Raw genomic sequence first — 7,436 nt, 5'->3', positions numbered from 1 at the left:
CGTTGCTACGCGCTACGAAAAAACCGCACGAAATTACTTCGCTGTCGTCGCTATCGCCGCAACTCTGCTCTGGCTAACATAACTGTCCACGCGACCTAGACGAAAACTGGGTGTGGACTGCTCGTCCAGCTGTTGCCGCATTGCAGTTCAGCCGTTGCGCTCCGCTCGCGGCTTGAGTACCTCAGCCGCCTAGCTGGGACCAACACATATGCGCTCGGAAGCCGTCAAACTTGCGGTAGGCAGTCTTCTTGTCGGCCTGATCGTGCTCGGCCTGAAGTACGTGGCTTATTGGCTCACGGGTTCGGTCGCGCTCTACTCGGATGCCCTGGAAAGCATCGTCAATGTCGTCACGGCGGCCGTTGCACTTGTAGCAGTGCGAATCGCCTCCAAACCTGCAGATGCAAACCATCCATTCGGTCATCACAAAGTCGAGTACTTCAGCGCGGTGATCGAGGGGGTGATGATCGTGGTCGCGGCGCTGCTGATCGTCCGCGAGGCGCATGACAGCTTCCTTCATCCGCGGCAGCTTTCGGCACCGATCGAGGGCCTCGTTGTAAACGGAACGGCGAGCGTTCTGAATGCCGTTTGGTGTTGGGTGCTCATCACCCGCGGAAAGCGGTTGCGATCGCCAGCTCTTCTTGCGGACGGCCGACATCTGCTTACAGATGTCATATCGTCGGGTGGCGTTGTGGTCGGGCTCTCCCTCGCCGTGGCTCTGAACCTGCCAATCCTCGATCCTGCCTTGGCCGTATTGGTGGCAGTGAACATTTTGTGGTCGGGATGGCAGGTTCTCAAAGAATCAACAGGAGGGCTGATGGATGAAGCAGTCCCAGGGGCGACACTCGCACGGATTCGACAGATCATCGGCGAACATGCCGAGGGAGCATTAGAAGCTCACGACGTTCGAACACGGCACGCCGGCAGGATGACTTTTATCGAGTTCCACCTCGTCGTTCCCGGTGAGATGTCAGTCAACCAGGCCCACGACATCTGCGATCGGATTGAAACGGCACTCCGCGGAGACGATGAGCATAGCTGGATCACCATTCACGTTGAGCCGGAAAGCAAAGCAAAGCACTCAGGCGTTCTTGTGCTTTGAGCCGTATGGGTACACAGCCCAAGAACGCAAAAAAGACCCCGCCGGCCCGTTGGACCGGCGGGGCATAAATCCCTTCGACAAAGGATCGTCTTGAGACCTCTTTAGGGTCTGTACTCATTAAAGGCGCAGATGTCGGCCTAAGCAGAAACCTTCTGCTCGATCAGGGTATTTCCGGTTTTGGACCCAACTCGGACATGAGCCATCCAGGCGCCTTGAACAAATCGATCAGCAGTGCTGACCAGTCGACGACATCTAAGAAGCCGCGCTATGCTGGCGACATCTCGTCCCGGTTGCCTTCGAACCGTCTTCTCGACCTCATTTAAGGACCTTCCAATCATCTAGGATCTCCAGTCATCGATAAGGGAGGATCGACCATGAAGATCGTCGTGATCGGTGGCACCGGCCTGATCGGCTCGAAGACCGTCGCCATTCTGCGCCAAGCCGGCCATGAGGTCCTCGCCGCCTCGCCCAACAGCGGAGTCAACACCATCACCGGCGAGGGGCTCAAGGAGGCCATGGCCGGCGCGCAAGTGGTGATCGACCTCGCCAATTCGCCCTCATTCGAAGACGAGGCGGTGCTGGAATTCTTCGAGACCTCTGGCCGTAACCTGCTCGCGGCGGAGGCCGCAGCGAACGTCCGGCACCATGTCGCACTATCCATCGTCGCAATCGACCGGACAGACAATGGCTATTTCCGCGCCAAGGTCGCCCAGGAGAAACTGATCAAGACCTCCGGCATCCCCTACACCATCGTCCGTTCGACCCAGTTCCTGGAATTCCTCCGCGGCATCGCCGATTCAAGTGCGGATGGAAACATCGTCAGGCTCCCGCCCGTCCTCTTCCAGCCCATCGCAGCGGATGACGTTGCTGCCAACGTTGCCGATGTGGCGCTCGCGCCGCCGCGCAATGGCATCGTCGAGATCGCAGGCCCCGAACGGGCGCCGTTCAACGAAATCGTCGCTCGCTATCTGAAGGCGGTTGGCGACCCGCGCGAGGTCGTGAGCGATCCCGAGGCCCGATACTGGGGCGGCCGGGTTGACGAGCACTCGCTCGTGCCGTTGGGCGAGGTGCGCCTCGGCCGCATCGGTTTCGACGAATGGCTCCGCCGCTCACAGGCGGCAGCCTGATCCCGCCTCGAAGGGTACGCCTTGTCTGCCACGTTCCGGTCCCGCGCAACAATGGAAAGAGGCGACTATGACGATCAAACTCATTGCGTTGGTTGTTCTGTGTCTCGTGACCGGCACGGCGGCGGCTCAGGAGGCTAAGGTCACGGCGCTCATGTCCAAGGATCTTCCGGAGAGTCCCGGCAGGGAAGCTCTGATGATCACGGTCGAGCATGCGCCCGGCGAGTCGAGCGCTATCCACCGGCACAATGCACATGCGTTTGTGTACGTGCTGGAGGGCTCCGTCGTGATGCAGCTGAAGGGTGGACAACAGGTAACACTGACACCAGGACAGAGCTTCTATGAAGGCCCTGACGACGTTCACGTCGTCGACCGGAACGCAAGCAGCACCCAGCCGGCGAAATTCCTGGTGCTCTTGATCAAGGACAAGGGCGCCCCGGCGCTCGTGCCCGCACAGTGACTGTTACGGCAACCCAAGGACACGAAAGGTAATGTGGTCAGCAGGAGACAAACATGAGCTTGGACAACGCCTCACAGCCCTCGGTCAAGCACTGCGCCGACACGGTGAACGCGAAGTACGTCCACGGCAGACCGGAGCCCGAGTTGGTTCCGTCGCGCTACGCACTGAAGGTCGGCGAGATTGACGTAATGGTGGTCAGCGATGGGGTGCTATCGCTGCCAGGCGCGATGTTGGGCCACAACATTGACCCGGCCGTCCGGGCGGCGTGGCTGGAGGACATGTTCCTGCCATCGGACGTGCTGGAGTGGGCGCTGAACGTGGTCGTGGTGCGTAGCGGCGGCCGGACCATACTCATCGACGCTGGGATGGGGGCGGAGTTTCCGGACTTGCCACGGGCCGGGCGGACGGTCCAGCGACTAGAGGCCGCCGGCATCGATCTCGCCTCCGTGACCGACGTGGTGCTCACCCACATGCACATGGACCACATTGGCGGGCTGCTCATCGATGGAGTGAGGGACCGGCTGCGTCCGGACCTGCGGGTCCACGTGGCGGCCGCCGAAACCAAGTTCTGGGAGTCGCCCGATTTCTCCCGCGTCTCCATGCCGCCGGGGTTCCCGGACGCGCTTCGGCGGACGGCCAAGCGGTTCTTGCACGAGTACCAGCGCCAGTTGCGGACGTTCGAGGAGAAGCACGAGGTGGCGCCGGGGGTGCTCGTCACACGCACCGGCGGCCACACCCCCGGGCACAGCGTGGTCCGCCTGGCATCCGGCAGCGACCGGCTGACGTTCGCTGGCGACGCCGTATTCCAGGTCGGGTTCGAGCACCCCGACTGGTACAACGGCTTCGAACACGACCCCGAGGAGGCGGCCCGCGTCCGGGTCCGTCTTTTGCGGGAGCTGGCGGCGAACCGCGAGTCGCTGGTGGCCACTCATTTGTCGTTCCCGTCCGTCTGCCACGTGGCGCTCGACGGCGATGTCTTTCGTTGGGTCCCGGGCCCCTGGGAGTACTGACCGCTTGTTGGGTTTAGGCCGAACGAGACGACCGCATGCGTTTGAACGAAACGGGTGGCCGGCGGCAGGGAGGCGATCATCATGGACGTATATGAGGCAGTCACAAGCCGACGGGCGGTGCGCGGATTCAAAGACGAGCCGGTGTCGAGGGAAGTGCTTGAGCACGTGCTGTCCGCCGCCGCTTGGTCGCCGTCCGGATCGAACATCCAGCCGTGGAACATCTACGTGCTGACCGGCGTGCCGCTGGCCGAGCTCAAGACGCGCGCGGTCGAACGCGTGTGCCACGGCGACCCCTGGGACGAGCGGCAGTACGAGATGTACCCGCCCGCGCTGAAGTCCCCGTACGGGGAGCGCCGATCCGCCTTCGGCAAGGAGCGCTACAGCGCGCTCGGCATCGCGCGCGAGGACTGGGAGGCGCGCCAGCGGGCGGCCATCGGCAACTGGAACTGTTTCGGCGCGCCCGCCGCCCTGTTCTGCTACATCGACCGCGACCTGGGCCGGCCCCAATGGGCCGACGTCGGGATGTATCTGCAGACCGTCATGCTGCTGCTCCGCGCCGAAGGCCTGCACAGTTGCCCGCAAATGGCGTGGTCGCAGGTTCGCGAGACGGTCGCGGAGTTCCTGTCACCCTCGGACGGGCTCATCCTCTTCTGCGGCATGTCGATCGGCTACGAGGACCCCATGGTGAGTTACGCCCGTACGGGCCGCGCCCCGCTCGACGAGACCGTCACGTTCGTCGGCGGTTAGCCGCAGCCCTCTGTTCGACCAGTGCCCGGTTTCAGAGGATAGTTCGCTGCATCTGCTTACGGCAGCAAGTGGCCCTTTGCGTCGATCTGCCGCGAGCGCTGCAACGTCCGATGTGGAAGGTAGACCGGACTACGTCGAGCTCCTTTATAAGCCTAGGATTTGACGTCGCGGGTTGAGACGCGGTTCAAAGCAATGCGCGACAGGGGCGGCTAAACTCAGACCGTTGAAGTGCACTTCCGTTAATGGCCCTAAAGGCGACATACCTCGCCCAGCCTCCAGTCGCATCCGTCGGTTTCTCGAGCCGTTCATCTACCAATCTTAAAAATGTGAATGGCCTGATTTCGAATTAAACTAGAGCAACTGTTTGTATGGTGAAACGTCGGGGACCATCTGGCCCCATCGGCGAAGTGGCAATGGCCCTCGTCGAGGTCCGCTTGGCGTGGCATGGCCGAACAAGATTTGCTCACGCTGAGTTCTTCTGACTTTGCCCCAAGCCGCCTGACCCGCTGGACGGCGGTGCGCAGCCAATCGAGCCGTACGGCCGACAATGAGCAGACTTGCCGCGCCTATGCCGCCTCTCATTCTACGAATCCGGTCAAGGCACGCCAGGCGGCCGCGAGTTGCATCCTCAGCAACGATCGCGAACGAGATCTCGCCCTCCTCGATTCCGAGATTGATGCGCGCAACTATGCTTTGGCCACCAAATGTGGTGGCTGAAAATTGCCGTCAGTCGCGGATTTGACAAGACACGCAGCAATCGGTTGATGGCCTTCTGGCGACGGAAACACGCTTGCGTTCGGCGATGTCATACCCCTCCGCTGAAAATAGTCCCGCGGCAAAGGCGGCTCGTTTTACGCCGAGATCATGCTCAAATGGAAGGGACAAGCGGGATAACGAACTGAAGTCATCATGCTCTAAAGGCGGCAAAGCCTCATGGTATCGACCAGCGATAGTCGCGCGGTGACATGCCGACGTGCTGGCGAAAGCGCCGCGCACAATGGCTCTGGTCGGAAAAGCCGGCCGCCAGTGCGATCTCGGAAAGTGACAGATCCGTCTCCGACAAAAGCTCCATCGTCCGCTCCACTCGGCGGCGGACCAGATAGTCGTGTGGCGTAAGGCCCACAGATTGCTTAAAGGCGCGGACGAAGTAGCAAACTGAAAGATTTGCGAGCTTGGCCAGCGCTTCGACGCTGATCCGCTGTTCGATGTGTGCATCAATGTATTCGCGCACTCGCCGTAACACCCGTGGGGGCAGGCCTCCCCGGACATGGGGGCCGGGGAGAAGGGCGACTGCCTTGTCGGCCGAGCGAACCGTGAAAAGTCGTAGCGGCGAGACCTCCGGGCATCCATCTGTAGCTGGCGCTTGCAGCGTCCACACTGACGATTCGTTTTCTCGTTCATCCAGCGCTTTGAACATCTCGCGTTCCCCTGTTAGATTTTTTTTGCCACTTCTGTAGCGAGTACGAGAGACCAGCCGTTCTGCGAAGATCGGCCCATTGTGAGCGTGCGGGCGAGGATGATTGACGCGCCACCCGGCGCCAATCGTGCATGGGTCTAATTGTCTCACACCTTGGTGTGAGTACGGGTGATCCTGCCACCCTCGTTCTTGCAAACGATCGGGGCTGCGAGGCAAATCGAATGATCAATTCGAACAAGACTTGCATATTTCATACAAAATGCATGCGGAGCGATCGGGCGATGCCCTCGCTGGTCGCCCTCATTGTCGACGGGCGGCCGGAAATTCGATGACGCGGCACGCTTTTCTAGCCATCGATCATACTTTCGTGTGATGATGCTGATGGCTGACGTCATGGTATTGATAGTCATCCTCCTGCCGGGTGGATTTGAGATGCCCCAGGTGTCAGACGAGCCCCCTCTCGTTTACATCGTCGATGACGACGACTCGCTGCGCGCTGGACTTGCCAGCCTGCTTCGCACGGTTGGGATGACTGCACGGACCTATGGTTCAACCCAGGAATTTCTGAGCGCGGGGCGACCGGAACAACCCGGCTGTATTGTCCTCGATATCCGCCTGCCGGGAGCAAACGGACTGGACTTCCAGGAACAGCTTGCGACACTCGGGATACGCTTGCCGGTGGTACTGATGACCGGCCATGGCGACATTCCAATGACCGTCCGCGCCATGAAGGCCGGCGCGGTCGATTTCCTTCCAAAACCGTTCCGTGACCAGGACATGATCGACGCGGTAACCGCCGCCATCAATCGCAATCGGTTGCAGCGGGCCAGCGAAAGCCAAGCGGTTGCCGTCGTCGATCGCTATGCGATGCTTTCGCCACGGGAGCGCGAAGTCATGGCATTGGTCACCGCCGGCAAGATGAACAAGCAAATTGCCGCAGATCTCCATCTGAGCGAAGTGACAGTCAAGATCCATCGCGGCGCCGCAATGCGAAAGATGGGCGCCCGTTCGCTGGCCGACCTTGTTCGAATGGCGGACACATTGAAAAGCCGATCAGATTGAACGAAGCTCCGGAGAACGATCAAGCAACAGCGCGCAATGCCGGGTGGAGATTGGCTTGAGGTCGGCTCGATAGGAGCTGCAGCATGGCGAACGGACATCTCATTTCGATCGTGGACGATGATCCGTCCATGCGCGACTCGCTGGCGAGCCTCATCCGATCGCTTGGCCACGATGTTCGTACGTTCGCCTCCGCCGAAGAATTCCTCGCGTCCCACGAGCTCGAGCGGTTTTCCTGCGCGATCACCGACATCCAGATGCCTGGGATGAATGGCTTCGAACTCAAACGGCAGCTCGGCCTACATCATGGGGCAGTGCCCGTCATTATGATCACCGCGCGCGCCGAGCCGGATCTCGAGGAAAGGGCGATGTCGAGTGGGGCCGCCTCTTTCCTCCGCAAGCCTTTTGAAGCAGAAACTTTCGTCGATTGCCTCGAACAGGCGCTAGGTCGCGTGGACAGTTATCTTAGCCAGAGCAGAGTTGCGGCGATAGCGACGACAGCGAAGTAATTTCGTGCGGT

General features: G+C 60.8%; 9 protein-coding genes. 8 read left to right on the top strand and 1 reads right to left on the bottom strand.

The features are described from left to right. Positions 1-208 precede the first annotated feature (208 nt). The 6 genes from AC5ZG1_RS43000 (at position 209) to AC5ZG1_RS42975 (ending at position 5,157) form a co-directional block, all read left to right on the top strand. Entirely contained in the window at positions 209-1,099 is an 891-nt protein-coding gene (locus AC5ZG1_RS43000; protein WP_496136436.1) for a cation diffusion facilitator family transporter, read from the top strand. 374 nt (positions 1,100-1,473) lie between these two features. Further along, a complete protein-coding gene (locus tag AC5ZG1_RS42995) occupies positions 1,474-2,226 on the top strand; it encodes an SDR family oxidoreductase (RefSeq protein WP_496136435.1) in 753 nt (250 codons plus the stop codon). 67 nt (positions 2,227-2,293) lie between these two features. Then, positions 2,294-2,683 (top strand): cupin domain-containing protein, encoded by a 390-nt coding sequence (locus tag AC5ZG1_RS42990; RefSeq protein ID WP_496136434.1) that lies wholly within the window; start codon positions 2,294-2,296, stop codon positions 2,681-2,683. 53 nt (positions 2,684-2,736) lie between these two features. Then, entirely contained in the window at positions 2,737-3,693 is a 957-nt protein-coding gene (locus AC5ZG1_RS42985) for an MBL fold metallo-hydrolase (RefSeq protein WP_496136433.1), read from the top strand. A gap of 81 nt (positions 3,694-3,774) precedes the next feature. Then, positions 3,775-4,440, top strand: a complete 666-nt coding sequence (locus tag AC5ZG1_RS42980; protein WP_496136432.1) for a nitroreductase — start codon at positions 3,775-3,777, stop codon at positions 4,438-4,440. A 444-nt stretch (positions 4,441-4,884) separates the two neighbouring features. Beyond that, positions 4,885-5,157, top strand: coding sequence for a hypothetical protein (locus tag AC5ZG1_RS42975; protein WP_496136431.1), 273 nt, complete (start codon positions 4,885-4,887; stop codon positions 5,155-5,157). A 214-nt stretch (positions 5,158-5,371) separates the two neighbouring features. Here the strand turns inward: AC5ZG1_RS42975 and AC5ZG1_RS42970 are convergent, their stop codons facing one another. Further along, positions 5,372-5,857 (bottom strand): helix-turn-helix domain-containing protein, encoded by a 486-nt coding sequence (locus tag AC5ZG1_RS42970; protein WP_496136430.1) that lies wholly within the window; start codon positions 5,855-5,857, stop codon positions 5,372-5,374. Positions 5,858-6,289: 432 nt separating this feature from the next. Here AC5ZG1_RS42970 and AC5ZG1_RS42965 point away from each other — a divergent pair, with 432 nt between their 5' ends. Next, positions 6,290-6,919 (top strand): response regulator transcription factor, encoded by a 630-nt coding sequence (locus AC5ZG1_RS42965; protein WP_496136437.1) that lies wholly within the window; start codon positions 6,290-6,292, stop codon positions 6,917-6,919. An 83-nt stretch (positions 6,920-7,002) separates the two neighbouring features. Beyond that, the gene (locus tag AC5ZG1_RS42960) at positions 7,003-7,425 is read left to right on the top strand and encodes a response regulator transcription factor (RefSeq protein ID WP_496136429.1); all 423 of its coding nucleotides are present in this window, start codon (positions 7,003-7,005) and stop codon (positions 7,423-7,425) included. Positions 7,426-7,436: the final 11 nt, after the last annotated feature.

The organism is Bradyrhizobium sp. Leo78 (assembly GCF_059512425.1).
The sequence above is the reverse complement of the archived record's forward strand: the minus strand, read 5'-3'. Positions and strand labels throughout refer to the sequence as shown.